The organism is Pseudoalteromonas sp. Z1A6 (assembly GCF_011378745.1).
GTDB lineage: Bacteria > Pseudomonadota > Gammaproteobacteria > Enterobacterales > Alteromonadaceae > Pseudoalteromonas > Pseudoalteromonas arctica.
Map to the genome: position 1 here is coordinate 1 of NZ_WTKW01000036.1, position 19,076 is coordinate 19,076.

Consider the following 19,076-nt stretch of genomic DNA (forward strand, 5'->3'; position numbering starts at 1 on the left):
TAAACGTTTTTTTATACCTAACGTACAACTATGTTAAGAAGAAAAATTGGTGAGCTACAGTTTTTAGCGTGAGTTTATAAAAATGCCACAATTAACAAATGGTCAATTGGTTGGATATCACTGAAAATGGAGGCTCTCTCAAAGCCTTTATAAATGCGGGTTTGAATGAGTTATCCACGGTTTCTGTGGATAACTCTGTTTATGAAACTTTAAGAACATCATCGGCACCAATGGTTTAGGGTGCTACAACGATTTCAAGCTTTTAAATCACTATTTTTAATTCAATATAAAACAATGGGTTATGATTTGATGCTGAATGTATGCAACTCGATGAGGGAATTTTTTCGTAACGATAAACCAAGCAGTACCTTTGTGTGAAAAAGCATCATATATCACTGGGTGTTTGTAATAAAAGTTATAAAAATGTGTTTTAATTGGTTTTTGGTGTGTTTAGGCTCTATTTTAACAAAAAGATGCAAAAACTAAGTTTTACTATTTTTTCGAATCTTTACTTCTTTAATTACTTCAATTGTAGTGATAAATCCGTGGCTTGAACTGCCTTGATGCTTTAAAATGATTCGTTCAGTAAAAGAGGCCTATTTATTTCATGCGCGCAATTTCAAAATCCCAGACTCGCCCAGATTTACTAAACGATCCCATCTTGCCCACATTAAAGACGATGACCATCCCGATGATATTCGGCATGATCACGCTAATGATGTTCAATATTGTCGATACATTCTTTATAAGCTTACTAGGCACTGAGCCGCTTGCAGCGGTGAGCTTTACATTTCCGGTTACCTTTACCGTTATTAGCTTAGCAATAGGGCTGGGGATCGGTACATCGGCGGTAATAGCAAAAGCGCTCGGTAGTAATAAAATAGATGAAGCGCGTTTTGACGCCAGTATTTCTTTAATGGTTGGTGTGGTTCTGGTTATTGTGTTGTCATCTGTTGGGTATTTACTGATTGACCCCATATTTACTTTGCTAGGAGCGGGCGCACAAGTATTGCCGTTAATACACGAATACATGAATATATGGTTTATCGGTAGTGTATTTTTAATAACTCCAATGATTGGTAACTCGGTACTGCGCGCCAGTGGCGATACAAAAACGCCAAGTATAGTAATGGGTGGAGCAGGGCTCATAAACGCCGTACTCGACCCTATATTGATATTTGGTTTTGGGCCAGTACCAGCGTTAGGTATTCAAGGCGCGGCCATAGCAAGCGTTATTGCATGGTCGGTTGCTGTGGTTATTATTTTATATATATTAGCGGTTAAAAAACGCTTGTTGAGCCTAAAAGCAGGCAAGCAAACAGTGACGGGCGCTATTCGTAAAATATTAAAAATTGGTTTGCCTGCTGCCGGCGCAAACATGCTTACACCGGTTGCAATGGCCGTAATGACCGCTATGGTTGCGCATCACGGGCCAGAGGCCGTAGCTGCATTTGGAGTGGGAAGTCGAATAGAATCTATTGCAAGTATATTAGTGCTTGCGCTATCTATGACTTTGCCGCCGTTTGTTAGCCAAAATTTTGGGGCTGGCAAATTGTGCCGCGTTAAAGAAGCGTACACAGGTACACTAAAATTTGTGATGGTATGGCAATTTGCTATTTACGTATTACTCATTGCATTTTCAGGTGTTATAAGCCAATTGTTTGGTAAAGAACAAGCCGTAATAGATGTAATTAAGCTCTTTATTTATACCATCCCGTTAAGCTATGGCTTACAAGGGGTGATCATATTATCAAACTCATCGTTTAATGCTTTACACAAACCAATGTACGCACTGGTATTAAGTGTCATTCGGTTATTCATATTTTATGTACCATTTGCTTATGTAGGCAACGAAATAGCCGGATTATTAGGGCTGTTTATTGGCGCTGCTTTAGGTAACTTATTTACAGCAATAGTGGCGTATAAATGGTTTATGAAAAAACTAGAAACGCTGAGCGGCGAATCGTTACAGGAGTGCAATAATTGAGCGACCATTTTCAGTTAAAATCACATTTTAAACCAGCAGGCGATCAGCCAACAGCGATTAAACAGCTGTGCGAAGGCCTAGAAGCAGGGCTTGCACATCAAACATTATTAGGCGCCACTGGTACAGGTAAAACCTTTACCATGGCTAATATTATTAACGACTTAAACCGTCCAACAATAATAATGGCGCACAATAAAACACTTGCCGCGCAGCTATACGGAGAAATGAAAGAGTTTTTCCCTAAAAATGCGGTTGAGTATTTCGTATCGTATTACGATTACTACCAGCCAGAAGCCTATGTTGTATCAAGCGACACCTTTATTGAAAAAGATGCCTCGATAAACGAGCACATAGAGCAAATGCGTTTAAGTGCAACCAAAGCACTGCTTGAACGCCGCGACACCATTATTGTGGCGTCGGTATCGGCTATTTATGGTTTGGGCGACCCTAAGTCATACATGAAAATGATGCTGCTTTTAAAAGTGGGCGAAAAAGTAGATCAACGCGACATGCTACGTCGCCTTGCCGAAATACAATATACGCGTAATGACATAGATTTTAGCCGTGGTACGTATCGTGTACGCGGTGAAGTGGTTGATATATTTCCTGCAGAATCTAGCACCTTCGCAATTCGCGTAGAAATGTTTGATGACGAAATAGAGCGCTTGAGTATTTTTGATCCGCTTACTGGCGCTGTCGAAAAGCATATAATACGCACCACTATCTATCCAAAAACACACTATGTTACCCCGCGTGAAAAAATACTCGGTGCTATCGATAAAATACAAGAAGAACTAAAAGATCGAAGAGCCCAGTTACTCAGTGCTAATAAATTAGTAGAAGAACAACGTGTAACACAGCGTACGCAATACGATATAGAAATGATGCGAGAGCTAGGTTATTGCTCTGGTATAGAAAACTACAGCCGCTATTTGTCGGGTCGTACGCCTGGCGATCCGCCGCCTACGTTACTTGATTATCTCCCAGACGACGCATTGATGATTATTGATGAATCGCACGTAACCGTATCGCAAATTGGCGCAATGTATAAAGGCGACAGAAGCCGTAAAGAAAACTTAGTTGAGTATGGCTTCAGAATGCCCTCTGCAATGGATAACAGGCCGCTGCGCTTTGAAGAATTTGAAGCTATTTCACCACAAACAATTTATGTATCGGCAACGCCAGGCGACTTTGAGTTAGACCGTTGTGTGGGCGCAATCGCAGAGCAAGTAATTCGTCCAACAGGACTGCTTGACCCACTTATTGAAGTTCGCCCAGTAGGCGATCAGGTAGACGACCTCCTATCAGAAATTTACAAAAGTGTAGAGAAGGGCGAGCGTGTACTTGTAACCACTTTGACCAAACGTATGTCGGAGGATTTAACCGATTACTTAAGTGAGCACGACGTAAAAGTGCGTTACTTACATTCAGACATAGACACAGTTGAACGGGTTGAAATTATTCGTGATTTACGTGCGGGTGTGTTTGATGTGTTAGTGGGTATTAACTTACTTCGAGAAGGCCTGGATATGCCAGAAGTGGCGCTAGTAGCCATACTTGATGCCGATAAAGAAGGTTTTTTACGCTCAGCGCGTTCAATTATTCAAACCATTGGTCGTGCTGCACGTCACTTAGATGGTCGCGCTATTTTATATGGCGACAGAATCACAAAATCGATGGCTAAGGCCATGGACGAAACAGCACGCAGACGCGAAATTCAGCATGCTTATAATATTGAACACGGTATAGAGCCGCATTCACTAGCCAAAAAGATTCTTGATGCGATGGATGTAGGCGAAGAAGCCGGCCCTAAAGATAACCTTAGACTTGTTCGTAAAGACTCTAAAAAGGTACTTAGCGCGAAAGAAATTACCGTGCAAATTAAGCAGCTTGAAACCAAAATGCATGCATACGCAAGCGATCTAGAATTTGAAAAAGCGGGCTCTGTTCGCGATGAAATACATGAACTACAACAACAGTTGATTAATTAAAAATGACAGCAAACTTTACTCCTCTTATTACTGCGCTTGAAGATGCGCCAATTTTAAAAAATGAACTGTGCCGTGTTTTTCATGGTCGAGGCCACAGTGTTGAGGCGTTGAGCCATATAAATTTAGACTTTTATCCGCCAAGTTTGTTTTTGGTTTCGTACGACGAAATTGACGAGCAAACACTAAGCGAGCTTACCGATGTTGTGTGGCAGTGGGCGCAAGCAAACCAGCCAGAACTTATTAGCTCACTTGTGTATCAGCAACGCGCTGGTGTACAAAGCCAAAACACCGTGGTTTATGGGCAATTACCTAACCCGCATGTTGTAACCGAAAACGGCATTCGTTTTTTGGTTGATTTACAGAGCCGTCAAAATACCGGAATATTTCCCGATATGCGCAGCGGCCGTGAGTTTGTAATGGCTAATAGTAAGCATGGCAAAGTGCTTAATTTGTTTTCATATACGTGTGGGTTTTCGCTTGCAGCAATGCAAGGCGGGGCAGATCATGTAATGAACATGGATATGAGCAAAGGCGTACTTAAAGTAGGTAAGCAAAACCATCAACTAAACGGTTTTGAGCGCGGCGTGAGTTTTTTACCTCATGATATTTTAAAGTCGTTTGGAAAACTAAAAAAAGCAGCCCCGTTTGACTTAATAATAGTTGATCCGCCAAGCTTTCAAAAAGGCAGCTTTATATTAACTAAAGACTATCAAAAAGTGCTGCGCAGATTACCAGAGCTACTTTGCGACACAACACAATTGTTATTGTGTGCTAATAGCCCAGAGCTTAGTGAAGATGCGTTTAAAGTTTTAATAAATGAGCACACCGAAGGCGCAATTGAATTTGTTGAGCGCCTAGCCCCTACCGCACGCTTTATTGAAGTAGACAGCGACAGAAGCTTAAAAGCACTTATCTACAAAACGTCACAATCTGCTGATTAAATGAAGCTCAGCAAACGCCTAACTGCCATTGATACACTAATTTCGCAGCATCACGATATTATTTGGGATTGCTGCTGCGACCATGGTTATTTAGGCATGGCGCTACTAAAACGCGCAGCTGCAAACCAAGTCATTTTTGTTGATATAGTCGCCACTTTAATGGACGATTTAAGCGCGCAATTATCATCGATTAATAAATTACAAAAAAACTGTAATAAAAAACCGCAGTGGCAGGTCTTATGTCAGGACGTAGGCAAAATTGAAATTGCTCAAAGTAAAAGCCAAGTAGTTGTAATAGCAGGTGTTGGCGGTGAGCTGTTGTTAAGTTTAATACAACACATTATTGCTAATAATACCGTTGATAATTTGCAGAGTGTTCGTTTTATTTTATGCCCGGTGCACCACACTTATAAGTTACGAGCTGGTTTAAAGCAATTAGGTTTAGGGCTTGTAAGTGAGCAAATAGTTTACGACAACAAACGTTTTTATGAAGTGATTGAAGTGAGCTTTAGTAGCAATAATGAGATTAGTCATACCGGCAATAATATGTGGGATGTTAGTAGTGCAGAACACGCTATGTACCAACGGCAACTCATAAATCATTATAATAAAATGCTTAATAAAGATAAGCCATACTATCAAAAAGTTATAACAGACTATCAAGAACTCACCGATAGTTAAAAAAGCCCGAAAGTAGGGCGTACATGTGATCTAATTACGACATTGACGACGTAATGTGTTCATAGTTTATATCGCACAACGCGAGTTTATTTGGTTTATTTATGTCAGATAACAAGAGTCACATTAATCATTTGCTTAGCAATGAGCAAAAATGGCAACACAGTTACGAGCAACCTATTTATTATGCACCCCTCGTGCAATTGGCTAATAGTAGCTGGGTAGTGCCACAACATTTTTTACGTTACAAGCACACGCTTCAAAGCGTAAATGAAGTGCTTGAGAGTATTGAGTTTTCGGCTCACTTTAGAGTGCTTGCTGCACAAAAAGGTGAAGAAATTTACCTGCAAGTAGCAGTGCTGAGCCCAGATAACTATCAAAAAAGTGCATCTACAAATGAAGGTAAAGCCAAAAAGCTATTATTTGGCAGGCGCTGGATAGTAGAGGAAAACTTACCTACTTCAGAACTTATTCAAACTGCATTTTTAGCGTTAAAAGTAGCGCGTGAACATGAAGTAAGAGAGCTTTTTCAGTTAATGCAAAGCGGCGCAACAAGCACGCCATTTAATAACCATCACGACTTACCTGTAATGGCGCAAAACCCTGAGCTTGTTAAAAGCGCAAGTGCAAAAAGTCGTGTTGATGAAGTGCTTAAACGTATTGTATTTGCAGGAAAAAGTATTGAGCTTAAAAGCCAGCAGCAAGTAGCTGAGCAACATTTATATACCGTTGAGCTTTTATGTGAGGGTTGCCAACTTAGCGAGTTTAATAACAAAACTATTTCGTTTTTAACAGCAGACTCATCTGCTAATAGTTTTTTACATGGCTTAATTACGGCATTAGTAGCTACAAGTAATGACTACGTGAACGAGCAATTTAAGTACAAAGGTTTTGCACGCTTTAGTAAGCACGTTGTGGTTGAACAAATAGGTAACTTAAGTATCGCTATGCGCTCGCCAAGTACCTTAGGGCTGTGCTCTATGGGTAAGCAACATGCTAACCAGTTAAACTTTGAGATAGACAGCGGGCGAGCACCACAGGGATGCGGGCAAGCTATTGGTGGCTTTTTAGCTGCACATGGTATTGAGCAGCCAGAAAACGCGCATTTATATCCAAATTATTTATAACAATTTAAAGCTTATTAATTTCATCTTTAACGCTAAAGCTTGAATCAGTAACAATAGCCTCAAGTGTTTGTACACGCTCTTTTAGTGCAAGCACTTGTGCGTTTGTTTCAGCTAGTTGTTTATGGGCATCGCTGTTGTTGTTTTGCATTTTATGCTTAAACTCAAGATGCTTTTTATACATATCGTAAACCACTCCTGAGCCAACCGAAATTAGCACAATAAGTACAATCATCGTAGTTCCAGACATAATCTCATTCCTTATCATTTTATTATTCGTTTATGGTTAAAGTATAACCTTTAAGCGCTTTTGATAAAGCTGACAATTGTAACTTAATTTGTATAGTTCACTTAAGCTCAGCTTTGAGTGTGTTCATCATTTATACACTTTAGATATTGTTTAATGGCAGCATAGCCACCATATAATAAACATACTTTAGTCAATACAGTGAGTTGCCATGTTAAATAATAAAATCCCACCGGTTATTGTTGTGCTGTTTTTTGCAGGCATAATGGCGCTTATTGCGCATTACAGTGTTATTGATTTCACCGCATTTATTACCTACTTAGCAGCAAGTTTGCTCATTATAGGGTGTGTTTTTTGTATTGCAGGTGTGGCGAGCTTTAAACTAGCAAACACCACTGTAAACCCTAATAAACCTGAGCAAGCGTCAAAACTTATTACTAGCGGTATTTATCGGATTTCGCGTAACCCAATGTACGTAGGTTTTGCATTTATTTTAGCTGGGTGGGGTATTTGGTTAAGTTCCTTGTGGGCACTTTTATGTATTATAGGGTTTATTGCGTATTTAACGTTTTTTCAAATAATACCCGAGGAGCGTGCGCTCACTAAATTATTTGGCGAAGAGTTTACCGCCTATAAAGCGCGCGTAAAACGCTGGTTGTAATCTCTACGTTAAATTAAGCAAACAAAAAAGGCTATCGATGATAGCCTTTTTTGTTTACAGCAATTGTATTACTAATTAATTGCTGCTTATTCGTATTCTAACGGGTCTGTAATGTTATTTAGTGCAAATGCTTCAAGGCGTTCTTGGCACGCGCCACATTTACCACAGGCCTTTTCACGGCCGTTATAACAAGTCCACGTTTGGCTGTAATCTAAGCCCATTTCAATACCGTCGGTTAAAATACCAATTTTAGTATTGTTTAAGTATGGGCTAAAAATTTCTACAGCGTCGTAGTTAGCAATACGACACACATCATCCATTTTTTGCACAAATTCAGGACGGCAGTCAGGGTAAATAGCATGATCCCCAGAGTGAGCGCCGTAATAAACTTGGCCAGCTTTAAGTGATACCGCGTAACCAACAGCAAGCGAGAGCAAAATCATATTACGATTAGGTACAATCGTACTTTTCATGCTTTCTTCTTCGTAATGGCCTTCAGGGACTTCAATGTCATCAGTAAGTGATGAGCCACCAATAAGTTGGTTAATCGCCGAAATATCAACAATTTTATGCGGAACGTTTAATTTTTCACACACACTTGCTGCCACTTTAAGCTCTTTTACATGACGCTGACCATAGTCAAATGATAGGGCATATACATCATGGCCTTGTTGCAGGGCTTTATTTAATACGGTAAATGAGTCCATACCGCCGGAATAAATAACAACTACTTTTTGCGTCATATCTGTTTTGCTCTTAGTTTTAATAGAGGTTTATATCAGGGCGCGATATACTACACGGCCGCAGCTTAAATAACAATTTTTGCACAGCGCTTTTTCGTCTTTAATAGTAGCAATTTGGCTGCTAGGTAGTAAGTGAGATCTCTTTTGTACAAAATTAATGAAGTGTTTGAAACCATTCAAGGTGAAGCAAGTTTTACTGGCACACCCTCAATATTTTTGCGCCTGCAAGGCTGCCCAGTAGGCTGCTCTTGGTGCGACACTAAGCAAACGTGGGATGTTGATAACGTATATAAAGTATCGCTGGATGAAACCGTAGAAAAAAAAGCCGACTCAGATCATTGGGCTAACGCCAGTGCAGAGCAAATTTTAGCGTTGTTCCAATCGCGTGGTTATACTGCAAAGCACGTAGTAATTACCGGCGGCGAGCCATGCATGTTCGATTTAAACCCAGTATGTAACTTATTACACGAACACGGTTTTAGCACACAAATAGAAACCAGCGGCACGTTTGAAATACTTGCCCCAGAGCAAACATGGGTTACGGTATCGCCAAAAATCAACATGCGCGGCGGTTATGAAGTACTTACCAGCACCATGAAGCGTGCAAACGAAATTAAACACCCCGTTGCTATGCAAAAGCACGTAGAAGAGCTAGAAGAATTATTTGCTAAAACAGGTGTTAATCCAAAGCTTGTTTACTTACAGCCAATAAGCCAAAAAGTATCAGCAACCAAATTAGCAATCGACACCTGTATTGCCAAAAACTGGCGCCTATCAATACAAGTACACAAGTATTTAGGAATTAGTTAAAGCGCAGCTTAAAGTTATAGTACGTATGTTGGGTAGAGCGTAGCGAAACCCAACGAATCTCCACTTCCACACCGTTTATAACAATGTTCTATAATATTTAAATACGTAGGTCGTTTATTTAGCTCGGATAAGTGAAGCGCCATCCGACAAACCTAAAGCTCATATCTTCTTCGCTAATAGCCATAACTAGTTTACTATGCGCGACTTAAAAATATTTTACTACTTACCACTAGGCTTATATGTCCGCAAATGCGCTTTACACCGACCTTTCTGATTACTACGACTTAATGTGCGCAGATATAGATTATCAAGCCCAAAGTAATTCTATTCACAGGCTGCACCAAATTTTTGGTAATGGCGGAAATACCCACCTCGATTTAGCGTGTGGCACCGGCCCGCATGTACGTCATTTTATAGATAACGGTTACCAAAGTAGTGGTCTTGATTTAAACCAGCCAATGCTAGATAAAGCAAAAGTTCGCTGCCCAGAAGCGCAATTTTCGTTGCAAAACATGAGTGAGTTTAAGGTAACCGAGCACTTGGATTTAATTACCTGTTTTTTGTATTCACTGCATTACTGCGACGGAATTGATAAGCTAAAAGAATGCCTTGCTAGCGTACACAGTGCATTAAATACAGGTGGAATATTTTGCTTTAACGCCGTTGATAAAAACAAAATCGACAGCGATTCATTTGTAGAGCATACCGCAACAAGTGAAAATAGCTTATTCACATTTCGTTCTGGCTGGCACTACAGTGGTACAGGCAATAAACAGCTATTAAAACTCAACATCGAAAAAGCCACTGCAGACAAAATACTCGTATGGCACGACGAGCACCCAATGGTCGCCTTTAGTTATAGCGAGCTTAAAGAAGCCCTAAAGCCGTACTTCGAAATTCACATATTTGAACATGACTACGACAAAATAACCCCATGGGCACAGCGCTCAGGCAACGCAATTTTTGTCTGCGTAAAAATTTAAGACAAACACGTATGTTGGGTAGAGCACAGCGAAACCCTACGACATCCAACGATCTTAAATGAACCCTCACTCCCCACGCCTCCAATAAACCAGCATTATATATTTGAAAACGTAGGTCGGATAAGCGCAGCGCCATCCGACACACTAACGTATTTGAGTTTCGGCGAATATAAACAGCTAATTAATTATGATGTATGAAGTCAATATTTGAGCCTTTTGGCTTTATCTTTGGTTTTAAAACAGTGGCCATATTTTATTGACCACTACAATACCCCAAACCAGCTAGTCGTCATCGAATGGTGGAAATCAGCTGAGGTGGCACGTGCGTTCTCCACTACAGATCCGCTTTCTATCGAAACAGGGAAGGTTCTGACGGAATCTCTTGAACGGCCTATTCCTGAATATCTACATGAGTTAAGAGAAGTAAACCCTTAAATTGGTAAGTTGGCCATGACATCTGCATGCCGGTGTCATGGGCTGACTGTAGTTTGAGAACTGCACATCATTGATTAATAAACACAATATTCTGGCATTAACTACAAATAGGAACACTATGAACATACAAAAAAAAATTCTAGCGCTAATAAGCGTAACTGCCATTTTAGGTATTTCAAGTAATACAATCGCAGGGGAATCGAAAACGGATTCACATACACATACTCACAGCACTCTCAATAAAGGCAAAGCAATCGAGCAATACGGCTTACCTATTACGTTAATGAATACCATTTACGAAGGTAATATCACAGCAAAAGAAATGAAAACCTTAGGCGATATCGGCGTGGGTGTGAGTAACCATCTCAATGGCGAGTTAACGGCTATTGATGGTGTGGTTTACAGTATTGCCGCTGATGGTACATCAACAGTAGCACCTGATAATTTACAAGCGCCATATATGTCGATGGTAAAATTTGAACCCACACATTCAATTACGGTTAAGGGTATTAACTCATTTAAAGCGCTGTCTGATGTTATTTCGGCTGAAATTGAGTCGGTTAATAGTTTTTATGTATTCAAGGCAAAGGGCACTTTTGAGCTTGCTCGCTTAGCATCGGCTCACGGCGTTGAAGATGAAGATGTCGACTTTTTTAAATATTTAGGCAGTCGTCAAATGTATAACCTAGAGCAGACCAAAGGGACGTTGGTCGGTATTTACACGCCTGACTACTTAGGCACGATTAGTATTCCTGGTTTACATTTTCATTTTCAAAATGGCGATAACACAGTCGGCGGTCATCTTGAAGATATTCGCTTTGATGAAATGGAATTTGAAGTACAGGAGTTTGATCGAATCAATTTGGCTCTGCCTAATGTTGAAGAATTCCGAACGAAAAAAATGAAGATGATCAAACCTCCTTCAGGATCAGGTTCAGGAGGAACAAAAGACAGTAAATAATGTTAGCTATTGCTATCGATACGCATTTATTTCATCGCTTAGCGCAAATGTAATTAACTAAATAAGCTGCATTAATATGCAAGATGATGCAGTAAGAATAGGTTCAATAAATCAAGTCTACTTGCTAAAAGTAGACATTAAAATTATTACAGGATTAACACATGAAAAAATCAATTAAATTTACCTTAAGTCTAATAGTGACTGCTGTTATTACACTTGGCTCACCATTGGCCATTGCCCAAGATACAGTTAAAGAGCAGTCTTTAGAGTTACTAAATAAAGGCTTAGTACAGGGTGATATCTCTTTTATTAAAGAAAATGTAGCCGAGGGTTATATTCAACATAATCCAGGTGCACACGATAAGCTAACAGGGCTACTAGGTTTTGTTGGCTATCTAAAAACACTAGATACGCCGCTCAGTTACCACCCTAAACGTGTACTTCGAGAAGGTAATCTCGTATTGGTTCACAGTGAGGTTGTTTTAGGCAGCAAACTAGCTGTATTTGATTTATTTCGTATTGAAAACGGCTTAATCGCGGAACATTGGGACGGGATTCAAGAAATGCCGGTTAAAACGGTAAGTGGTCGCAGTATGGTAGACGGCCCTACAATGATTAAGGATATTGATAAAACGAAAGAAAACAAAAAAATAGTCATACAATTCGTAACCGATGTATTGGTGAACGGTAAAGGTGATAAACTTAGTCAATATATAGGAGAGGTTTACCATCAGCATAATCCAGGGATTGCAGATGGCACTAAAGGTTTACTTGATTTTATGGGGAGTCTTGCTGAGAATAAAACGTCTTTTGGGTACACAAAAATTCATAACGTGGTTGCCGAAGGCAACTTCGTGTTCACTCAAAGTGAAGGCGATTTTGGCGGCCAACCAACGGCCTTTTACGATCTTTTCCGTGTTGATAATGGGCTGATAGTTGAGCACTGGGACAGCATTCAGGCGATTCCATCTAAAATGGCTCACGAAAATGGTATGTTCTAAATAGTATTAATCCTTACAGTGATCTGTTCTTATTAGGTCACTGCAAGGATTATTTTTTCAGCTATTAATAAGCGACACCAATGCGCTTATTATGATGCTGAGACTTTTCAGCCTCATCGATCAATGCCACAGCATAATCTTCAACAGAAATTTTACTATTACCTTGGTCATCACTCAGTAATTGCTCCCCACCTACACGATAAATACCTGTACGTTCACCGGGGAAAATTTCAGCCGCTGGACTTACAAATAACCAATCTAGTGTACTATCACTATTGCGAAAAACGTCTAATGCCTGACCCTGAGCAATCGCTTCGTCTTTATATTCAGCAGGAAAGTCTGGAACGCTAACGAGTTTAACACCTGGAGCTACCTCTAAACTTCCGGCACCACCCACCCAAATTAGACGCTTAACATCGGATTTTGGTAGCTCTTTCAATAAACGCTGTGCCGTACTCGCAACTATTTCATGATTACTTTTTGCTCGACCACCAATAGCCGCAATAACGATGTCAGCATCGGCAACAGCGTCTTTAATACTTCCATCAGTAAGTAAATCAAGAGGGTGTGTGGTAACACCTTGTTTTTCGATATTCTTTGCGCCACGACTAATTGCTATAACTTTATGATCTCTGTTTAAGGCTTCATTCATTAATGTAGAGCCAATCCAACCTGTTGCACCAATAATTGCTATTTTCATTGTATTCTCCAAAGTTTGTATCATTTATTTAAGATGTCGTTATTATGAATAAATCTATTACTGTAATAAATACGTATTTAAGTACATGATTGTTACAAATATTGAAATAAAGGTTTTTTATGGATAAGTTTGAAGCACTACGCAGTTTTGTTGAAGTGGCAAGTACCGGTAGTTTTACTGATGCAGCAGAGCAATTAGACTTGAGTCGTGTAAAAGTAACACGGCACGTTAAGGAGCTAGAAGACTGGCTCAATATTCGTTTACTACATCGTACAACGCGTAGTGTTAGTTTAACCTCGCCAGGTCGAGATATTATGCAACATTGTGAACGCATTTTAAGTGAGGTATCTGGTTTAGAAAGCTTAGCCCGTAGCCATAATGAAGAGCTTATTGGTGATATCCGTATTGCTACGCCCATAGGGCTCGGACAAAACCTGCTTTACGAGGTGGTTGCCATGTTTACCGCTTTACACCCAAAAGTTAGTATTAAATTAGTAATGTCGGACAAAAATGCATTGTTAGTTGAAGAACACATAGATGTTGCTTTGCGGTATACCGACCAACCCGATGAAAACCTCATTGCTCGTCGGTTAATGAGTATTGAAAGTGTATTATGTGGCTCAGCAAGGTACCTCAAAAATCATGATAAAATAAACCACCCAAAACAGTTAATTGAGCATAATTGTTTGGTACATTTATCTCAAAATAGTTGGACATTTATTGAAGATAAAAAATATCACTCAATCCCTGTAACTGGCAGTATTCAAGCAAATGACCTCGGTGTTTTGATAAAAGCAGCCATTAATGGTGTCGGTCTTGCCTATCTTCCCTGTGACTTAGCAAATCCTTCGCTAGAAAAAGGTGAGTTAATACACTTATTACCTGACATATCTTTACCTACAATGGCACTTTGGGCTGTATATTTGTCAAGAAGCTACCAGCGACCTGTTGTCAGAGCATTTATCGATTTTTTGGCTGAACAATGGCAAGAGGATGTCAAAGTTGCTCGTACATAAATGAATCATTGTCATAATGTTGTTCAACAGGTAGCTGAACGAACTTAATTAATATATTGATTTAGTCGAACCGCTTATTTATGGCGCCTATCAATATCTATTTTTAGGCTTTGTAGCCCTTCAGATTCAATTAATAAGTGAACCTAATAATAAATTACTCTCAAGCGGGCATTAAAATCTTTAAAAAAGAGTTACTTCAGTTATTATATCATTTACTATTTGGGCTGGAGAATAAGAGCTATATGTCTATCACAAATCAATTATCATTATTTCTTGATGTTGTTCAGCAGGGTTCTTTTGCCAAAGCTGCTGCACTTCACGATATGGATAGTTCATCTTTATCAAAACAAATTAAAAAACTTGAAACCAGTTTAGGTATTCAATTATTAAATCGTTCTACTCGTTCATTTTCTTTAACACCAGCAGGAGAGGAAATACTTATACAGGCACAATTATTGATTGGAACATTAGATCAAATTAAAAATATTGCTGATTCATATCATAAAACACCTAAAGGTCATATTCGAATCACTTCTTCTATCGACTTCGGCCAAATGTATTTACAGCCTGCTATTTCCTGTTACCTAAAAAAATTTCCGGATATAAAAATAACACTTTCATTAGACGATAAAAAAAGTGACATTATTGCCGACCATTTTGATTTAGCTTTTCGAATTGGAAAGCTTGCCGAATCAAACCTTATTGCAAAAAAAATAGCAAAAACAAATTTCGTCATTCTTGCTTCTGAAGAGTTCGTTAAGGTACATGGACAGCCGAAAACGCCAGAAGAACTTATCGCATTACCAGCAGTTATATACAGTAATGGTGATGTAACATTAGATCAAATGCAGCTAAGTGAATCACCTACTAGTGATAAATTTAACATTTATAGAATGAAAGGAAATTATAAAGTCAGTGATGTTAAATCGATGATGGGCGCTGTTAAAGACGGAATTGGCTATACCATGCTTGATTTATTTAATTTGGAACAACCAATAAATGTATCAAAATTAGTACCTTTATTAACCGATCATAAAATATCTATGATGGATACTGGCATTTACGCTGTTTACCCACATAGAAACCAAACACCATTAATTACTGAATTTATTGACATATTACAAACCAATATTGGCGAGCCTCCATTTTGGGAGAGTCACGTACCAAATTATAAAAAGCTGTATAATCTTAATAAATAGGAAAGTATTACAATAAATATTTTTGTTCGTTTAAGTCTTTCTTTTCAAAACTTAAATTAACATGTTCGTTAAGTTGAATATGAGCCTCCTCGAGTGTTATATCAATACTCTGAAGGTTATCTTGCGACTTTTACAATTGTAGCACCATGAAAATGTACTGTTTCGCCTTGTAAAATAGCACTACCATACAATAAATTAGTATTGAAATTTACATGTAAGGTAACATAATCACCGTATTCCTCTTCAAACCAAGCAGCAAGGAAGGTGTTTTTTTCAACTTCAAATGCAGTGTAAGGAAATGGTCCCCACCATGTATTGGGTTTTGATCCTGTTAAAAAACGATAACTGACACCTGATTTTTCGAATTTTACGTTATATGATCAACCGCTAGTGTAGTTGTATGTAATAGAAGTTCCATCAAGAGTACGTGTTGGCGATTTCAGTTCATCAGCAAATGTATAAACAGACATCAAGACTAAACAAAGTAAAATAGTTAATTTATGTATCATTTTCATTATAAAATCTCCTTGATTGAAATGAGTTATTTTACACGCTGAATTAGCACTTCTTTCAATGCTAAAGTGCCGTTTATTGCCGCAGGAAAACCTGCATAAGCACTTGTTAATATCATTATTTCGGCTATTTCTTCTTGAGTAACCCCTACATTTAATGCTGCATTAATGTGTGCTTTAAGCTGAGGTTGAGCATTTCCTAAAGCCGCTAAATTAGCAATTATGATCATTTCTTTGGTTTTTACTGCCAATATCTTACGACTAAGTAAGTCTCCAAAGCCATATTCTATTGCATATTTTGCAAGGTCAGGTGAAACATCTTTCAGTGCATTAACTATTTTTTCACCTGAGCCTTCACTGTTTATTTCATTTAACCGTTTAATACCTTCTGTAAATCGTTCTGAGATAGGTTGAGTCTCAACTAACGATTCAGCATAGGCGTATACACTAGTAACCTTACATAAACTTAATAACAAAACAGTCAAAATATATATGTTCATAGAATCAACTTTACAAATTTATGCCTAGTAATAAAATTATTTAACAAACGGTTAGCAATGATTAAAATTCAGTTACAAAATTCATGTATTGCTCTAATTCACCCACAACCGCTTCATTCATCAGTTTTCCAGTCTCTACTGCATAAGGTTGATTGAAGTGAATATCCCAAACATCTGACTCTTTACGCCAATGTTCATAAACAGCAAACGTATCATCTTGCCCTTCAACGGTATACAAATCGAAAATAATATTACCTGCTTCTTGTGCTCTAGTGCTGGGTATATGTATTTCAAATTGATTTAATATTTTTTCACGGTAACCTGGCTTTATCTTAAAAATGAAGAAAATAATAAAAATATCATCTTCTTCATTAGCACTCTTTGGGTTGTTTTCATGTAGAGGACTTGGCGTAGTATCGTTTAACTCCATGACTAACGGCTCAGATTGAGCAGACGTTTCAAGTAAATCAAATACAACTGCCGTATAAGGCTGAGAAGCATGGTGTGTTAATGCGTCGTTATTTTTAAACCGTTCATAGGCAAAAATAATATTCGGCTGTTTCTTATCTTGAAATAAACGCAACTCAAGGCATCCATCATCATTTTTTGAACCACGTTGGTCATTAAGAAGTGCCTCTTTAAATTCTTCAATTTTTTCCAACTTAATATCAAACTTTACTATTTGAGTAATCATCTAAAAAATCCTATTAGTTTTTGTCGTAGTAATACTTAATGAGCTTTCTGATAAAGCGATGTTAAGTCTAAACTTCCGTTAATATATCTGAGTAAGGTAAACGTGATTTTGGTAGTAATGCATTAAAGTCGTTTTCAGCATCACTGTAACCCAGTGGTACAACACATATGCTAGAAAAACCTTTTTCACGTAGACCAAATTCTTTATCTAAGATATCAAGGTCGACCCCTTCCATTGGCGTAGAATCAATACCTAACGCTGAGACACCCAATAAGAAATGTCCTAAGTTCAAATAAACCTGCTTGGCCAACCAATGAGGAACATCGTTAAATTTTTCTTTATGAACATTAATAAACATTTTACGTCCACCGTCCATTTTTGCTTTAAACACTTCAGGGTCAGCATCAAAACGCCCGTCTTTTTCTTCTTGAGCTAAAAGGCTTTGTAAGTATTCTTCTGGAGTATCTAATCTGCTCGCAAATACAACAACATGAGATGCCTCGCGAATAGAATTACTATTGAATGGATAAAGCACATCAGTTGCTTTAGCGATTCTATTTTTACCTTCTTCAGTAGAAGCTATTACAAAGTGCCAAGGTTGTGCATTAACACTTGATGGGCTGTAACGTAATAACTCTTTAATCTTTTCAATATTTTCTGCTGATATTTTTTTACTTGAATCGTAAGCTTTAACTGATTGTCTTTTTTTAGCATAATAAGTGATATCGTTATTCATATTCAAATCTCTATAGTTGTCGTTATTATTAAAATAATAGGTAGTAATAAGTGTTGTTTAGAAGCCTTCTAAAACAATTTTACCTTTCGCTTTTCCAGTTTCTAAAAATTGATGTGCTTTACGTAAGTTTTCCGCATTAATTTGACCTAAGTTCTCACCGACCGTAGTTCTAAGTAAACCTTTATCAATTAAAGTTGCAATTTCATTAAGGATGTCATGTTGAGATTGCATATCAGGTGTTTTAAAAAGTGACCGAGTAAACATTAACTCCCAATGAACCGAAATAGCTTTTGTTTGAAACGCTGCAATATCAAGTGTTTTAGTATCATCAATTAAACCGAATTTACTTTGAGGTTTAAGTACTTTTTCAATTTCTACCAAATGCGATCCGGTATGGTTTAAACCTACAACATAATCAACATTACCTAGATCTTGCTCTGAAAATTCTTCACTTAACTTATTTCTGTGATTCACCACATGATCAGCACCAAGCTCTTTTAACCAATCTGTTGTTTCTGGTCGAGAAGCGGATGCGATAATGGTTAAATTAGTGAGCTTTTTAAGCAGTTGTACCATAATAGATCCAACACCACCGGCAGCACCAATAACCAATATGCTTTTTTCTTTATCTTGTTTTGACACTTCTAATCGGTCAAAAAGCATCTCCCAAGCAGTTAATGAAGTAAGCGGAAGCGCTGCGGCTTCACCATAAGACAGAGACTCAGGCATTTTCCCTACAATACGTTCATCAACTAATTGCATTTCAGCATTACTACCTGAACGTGTTATATCTCCAGCATAAAAAACCTTATCACCCGGCTGAAACAACGTAACATTATCACCTACAGATTTAACTACACCTGCAGCATCCCAACCAATAACTTTCCATTCGCCATCTGGTACAGGCATACTTGAGCGTACTTTATAATCAGCAGGATTAACTGATACCGCTTTTACTTCTACTAAAATATCGTGTCCCTGTGCAACAGGTTGCTCAAGTTCAATATCTTGTAACGATAGTTCGTTTTCAATGGGTAAGTTATTTTGATATCCAATAGCTTTCATATTATTTCTCGATTTGTTTTACTTTGATAATTTTATTATAAAGAAAGCAGCAACGAAGAAAATGGCCATAAATGCAAAACATTATGGGTTTA

At 38.3% G+C, this 19,076-nt stretch carries 19 protein-coding genes; 12 read left to right on the forward strand and 7 right to left on the reverse strand.

Annotated elements, in window-relative coordinates:
- Positions 1 to 607: 607 nt before the first annotated feature.
- The 5 genes from GQR46_RS04010 to GQR46_RS04030 all read left to right on the forward strand — a co-directional run bounded on the left by GQR46_RS04010 (position 608) and on the right by GQR46_RS04030 (position 6,724).
- Positions 608 to 1,987 (forward strand): MATE family efflux transporter, encoded by a 1,380-nt coding sequence (locus tag GQR46_RS04010; RefSeq protein WP_165740053.1) that lies wholly within the window; start codon positions 608 to 610, stop codon positions 1,985 to 1,987.
- Positions 1,984 to 3,978, forward strand: coding sequence for an excinuclease ABC subunit UvrB (uvrB, locus tag GQR46_RS04015; RefSeq protein WP_165740055.1), 1,995 nt, complete (start codon positions 1,984 to 1,986; stop codon positions 3,976 to 3,978). The genes GQR46_RS04010 and uvrB overlap by 4 nt, the downstream gene beginning before the upstream one ends.
- A 2-nt stretch (positions 3,979 to 3,980) precedes the next feature.
- The gene (locus GQR46_RS04020) at positions 3,981 to 4,919 is read left to right on the forward strand and encodes a class I SAM-dependent methyltransferase (protein WP_165740057.1); all 939 of its coding nucleotides are present in this window, start codon (positions 3,981 to 3,983) and stop codon (positions 4,917 to 4,919) included.
- Positions 4,920 to 5,600 (forward strand): tRNA (adenine(22)-N(1))-methyltransferase TrmK, encoded by a 681-nt coding sequence (locus tag GQR46_RS04025; protein WP_165740059.1) that lies wholly within the window; start codon positions 4,920 to 4,922, stop codon positions 5,598 to 5,600. It abuts the gene before it with no gap.
- A 101-nt stretch (positions 5,601 to 5,701) separates the two neighbouring features.
- On the forward strand, positions 5,702 to 6,724 hold the full coding sequence (locus GQR46_RS04030) for a hypothetical protein (protein ID WP_165740061.1): 1,023 nt from the start codon (positions 5,702 to 5,704) through the stop codon (positions 6,722 to 6,724).
- 4 nt (positions 6,725 to 6,728) lie between these two features.
- On the opposite strand, the gene GQR46_RS04035 is transcribed toward GQR46_RS04030, so the two are convergent.
- Positions 6,729 to 6,971, reverse strand: a complete 243-nt coding sequence (locus GQR46_RS04035; protein WP_007583900.1) for a hypothetical protein — start codon at positions 6,969 to 6,971, stop codon at positions 6,729 to 6,731.
- 208 nt (positions 6,972 to 7,179) lie between these two features.
- On the opposite strand from GQR46_RS04035, the gene GQR46_RS04040 reads away from it, so the two are divergent.
- On the forward strand, positions 7,180 to 7,629 hold the full coding sequence (locus GQR46_RS04040; RefSeq protein WP_165740063.1) for an isoprenylcysteine carboxylmethyltransferase family protein: 450 nt from the start codon (positions 7,180 to 7,182) through the stop codon (positions 7,627 to 7,629).
- A gap of 86 nt (positions 7,630 to 7,715) precedes the next feature.
- Here GQR46_RS04040 and queC read toward each other — a convergent pair whose 3' ends face one another.
- Positions 7,716 to 8,372, reverse strand: coding sequence for a 7-cyano-7-deazaguanine synthase QueC (gene queC / locus GQR46_RS04045; RefSeq protein ID WP_165740065.1), 657 nt, complete (start codon positions 8,370 to 8,372; stop codon positions 7,716 to 7,718).
- A gap of 144 nt (positions 8,373 to 8,516) precedes the next feature.
- On the opposite strand from queC, the gene queE reads away from it, so the two are divergent.
- From queE to GQR46_RS04065, 4 genes are all read left to right on the forward strand, one after another.
- The gene (gene queE, locus GQR46_RS04050) at positions 8,517 to 9,182 is read left to right on the forward strand and encodes a 7-carboxy-7-deazaguanine synthase QueE (RefSeq protein WP_002960417.1); all 666 of its coding nucleotides are present in this window, start codon (positions 8,517 to 8,519) and stop codon (positions 9,180 to 9,182) included.
- Positions 9,183 to 9,421: 239 nt separating this feature from the next.
- Positions 9,422 to 10,165 carry a class I SAM-dependent methyltransferase gene (locus GQR46_RS04055; RefSeq protein ID WP_165740067.1) on the forward strand — a complete coding sequence of 248 codons (744 nt, stop codon included), beginning with the start codon at positions 9,422 to 9,424 and terminating at the stop codon, positions 10,163 to 10,165.
- 553 nt (positions 10,166 to 10,718) lie between these two features.
- Entirely contained in the window at positions 10,719 to 11,561 is an 843-nt protein-coding gene (locus GQR46_RS04060; protein ID WP_165740068.1) for an acetolactate decarboxylase, read from the forward strand.
- Between the two features lie 161 nt (positions 11,562 to 11,722).
- The gene (locus GQR46_RS04065) at positions 11,723 to 12,562 is read left to right on the forward strand and encodes a nuclear transport factor 2 family protein (protein WP_165740070.1); all 840 of its coding nucleotides are present in this window, start codon (positions 11,723 to 11,725) and stop codon (positions 12,560 to 12,562) included.
- A gap of 64 nt (positions 12,563 to 12,626) precedes the next feature.
- Here the strand turns inward: GQR46_RS04065 and GQR46_RS04070 are convergent, their stop codons facing one another.
- A complete protein-coding gene (locus GQR46_RS04070) occupies positions 12,627 to 13,262 on the reverse strand; it encodes an NAD(P)-dependent oxidoreductase (RefSeq protein ID WP_165740072.1) in 636 nt (211 codons plus the stop codon).
- A gap of 119 nt (positions 13,263 to 13,381) precedes the next feature.
- Here GQR46_RS04070 and GQR46_RS04075 point away from each other — a divergent pair, with 119 nt between their 5' ends.
- On the forward strand, positions 13,382 to 14,278 hold the full coding sequence (locus GQR46_RS04075) for a LysR family transcriptional regulator (protein WP_165740074.1): 897 nt from the start codon (positions 13,382 to 13,384) through the stop codon (positions 14,276 to 14,278).
- 242 nt (positions 14,279 to 14,520) lie between these two features.
- Positions 14,521 to 15,477, forward strand: a complete 957-nt coding sequence (locus GQR46_RS04080) for a LysR family transcriptional regulator (RefSeq protein ID WP_165740076.1) — start codon at positions 14,521 to 14,523, stop codon at positions 15,475 to 15,477.
- A 541-nt stretch (positions 15,478 to 16,018) separates the two neighbouring features.
- Here the strand turns inward: GQR46_RS04080 and GQR46_RS04085 are convergent.
- The 4 genes from GQR46_RS04085 to GQR46_RS04100 all read right to left on the reverse strand — a co-directional run bounded on the left by GQR46_RS04085 (position 16,019) and on the right by GQR46_RS04100 (position 18,984).
- Positions 16,019 to 16,489, reverse strand: a complete 471-nt coding sequence (locus GQR46_RS04085; RefSeq protein WP_165740078.1) for a carboxymuconolactone decarboxylase family protein — start codon at positions 16,487 to 16,489, stop codon at positions 16,019 to 16,021.
- Between the two features lie 61 nt (positions 16,490 to 16,550).
- Complete coding sequence (locus GQR46_RS04090; protein ID WP_165740080.1) at positions 16,551 to 17,183, reverse strand: antibiotic biosynthesis monooxygenase; 633 nt, start codon at positions 17,181 to 17,183, stop codon at positions 16,551 to 16,553.
- Between the two features lie 67 nt (positions 17,184 to 17,250).
- Positions 17,251 to 17,919 (reverse strand): oxygen-insensitive NAD(P)H nitroreductase, encoded by a 669-nt coding sequence (gene nfsB, locus GQR46_RS04095; protein ID WP_165740082.1) that lies wholly within the window; start codon positions 17,917 to 17,919, stop codon positions 17,251 to 17,253.
- Between the two features lie 57 nt (positions 17,920 to 17,976).
- The gene (locus tag GQR46_RS04100) at positions 17,977 to 18,984 is read right to left on the reverse strand and encodes a zinc-binding alcohol dehydrogenase family protein (protein ID WP_165740084.1); all 1,008 of its coding nucleotides are present in this window, start codon (positions 18,982 to 18,984) and stop codon (positions 17,977 to 17,979) included.
- Positions 18,985 to 19,076 lie beyond the last annotated feature (92 nt).

Coding starts and splice junctions, on each gene's coding strand:
- GQR46_RS04010 (WP_165740053.1), top strand. CDS start 608: ATGCGCGCAATTTCAAAATCCCAGACTCGCCCAGATTTACTAAACGAT.
- GQR46_RS04020 (WP_165740057.1), top strand. CDS start 3,981: ATGACAGCAAACTTTACTCCTCTTATTACTGCGCTTGAAGATGCGCCA.
- GQR46_RS04025 (WP_165740059.1), top strand. CDS start 4,920: ATGAAGCTCAGCAAACGCCTAACTGCCATTGATACACTAATTTCGCAG.
- GQR46_RS04030 (WP_165740061.1), top strand. CDS start 5,702: ATGTCAGATAACAAGAGTCACATTAATCATTTGCTTAGCAATGAGCAA.
- GQR46_RS04035 (WP_007583900.1), bottom strand. CDS start 6,971: ATGTCTGGAACTACGATGATTGTACTTATTGTGCTAATTTCGGTTGGC.
- GQR46_RS04040 (WP_165740063.1), top strand. CDS start 7,180: ATGTTAAATAATAAAATCCCACCGGTTATTGTTGTGCTGTTTTTTGCA.
- queC (WP_165740065.1), bottom strand. CDS start 8,372: ATGACGCAAAAAGTAGTTGTTATTTATTCCGGCGGTATGGACTCATTT.
- GQR46_RS04055 (WP_165740067.1), top strand. CDS start 9,422: ATGTCCGCAAATGCGCTTTACACCGACCTTTCTGATTACTACGACTTA.
- GQR46_RS04060 (WP_165740068.1), top strand. CDS start 10,719: ATGAACATACAAAAAAAAATTCTAGCGCTAATAAGCGTAACTGCCATT.
- GQR46_RS04065 (WP_165740070.1), top strand. CDS start 11,723: ATGAAAAAATCAATTAAATTTACCTTAAGTCTAATAGTGACTGCTGTT.
- GQR46_RS04070 (WP_165740072.1), bottom strand. CDS start 13,262: ATGAAAATAGCAATTATTGGTGCAACAGGTTGGATTGGCTCTACATTA.
- GQR46_RS04075 (WP_165740074.1), top strand. CDS start 13,382: ATGGATAAGTTTGAAGCACTACGCAGTTTTGTTGAAGTGGCAAGTACC.
- GQR46_RS04080 (WP_165740076.1), top strand. CDS start 14,521: ATGTCTATCACAAATCAATTATCATTATTTCTTGATGTTGTTCAGCAG.
- GQR46_RS04085 (WP_165740078.1), bottom strand. CDS start 16,489: ATGAACATATATATTTTGACTGTTTTGTTATTAAGTTTATGTAAGGTT.
- GQR46_RS04090 (WP_165740080.1), bottom strand. CDS start 17,183: ATGATTACTCAAATAGTAAAGTTTGATATTAAGTTGGAAAAAATTGAA.
- nfsB (WP_165740082.1), bottom strand. CDS start 17,919: ATGAATAACGATATCACTTATTATGCTAAAAAAAGACAATCAGTTAAA.
- GQR46_RS04100 (WP_165740084.1), bottom strand. CDS start 18,984: ATGAAAGCTATTGGATATCAAAATAACTTACCCATTGAAAACGAACTA.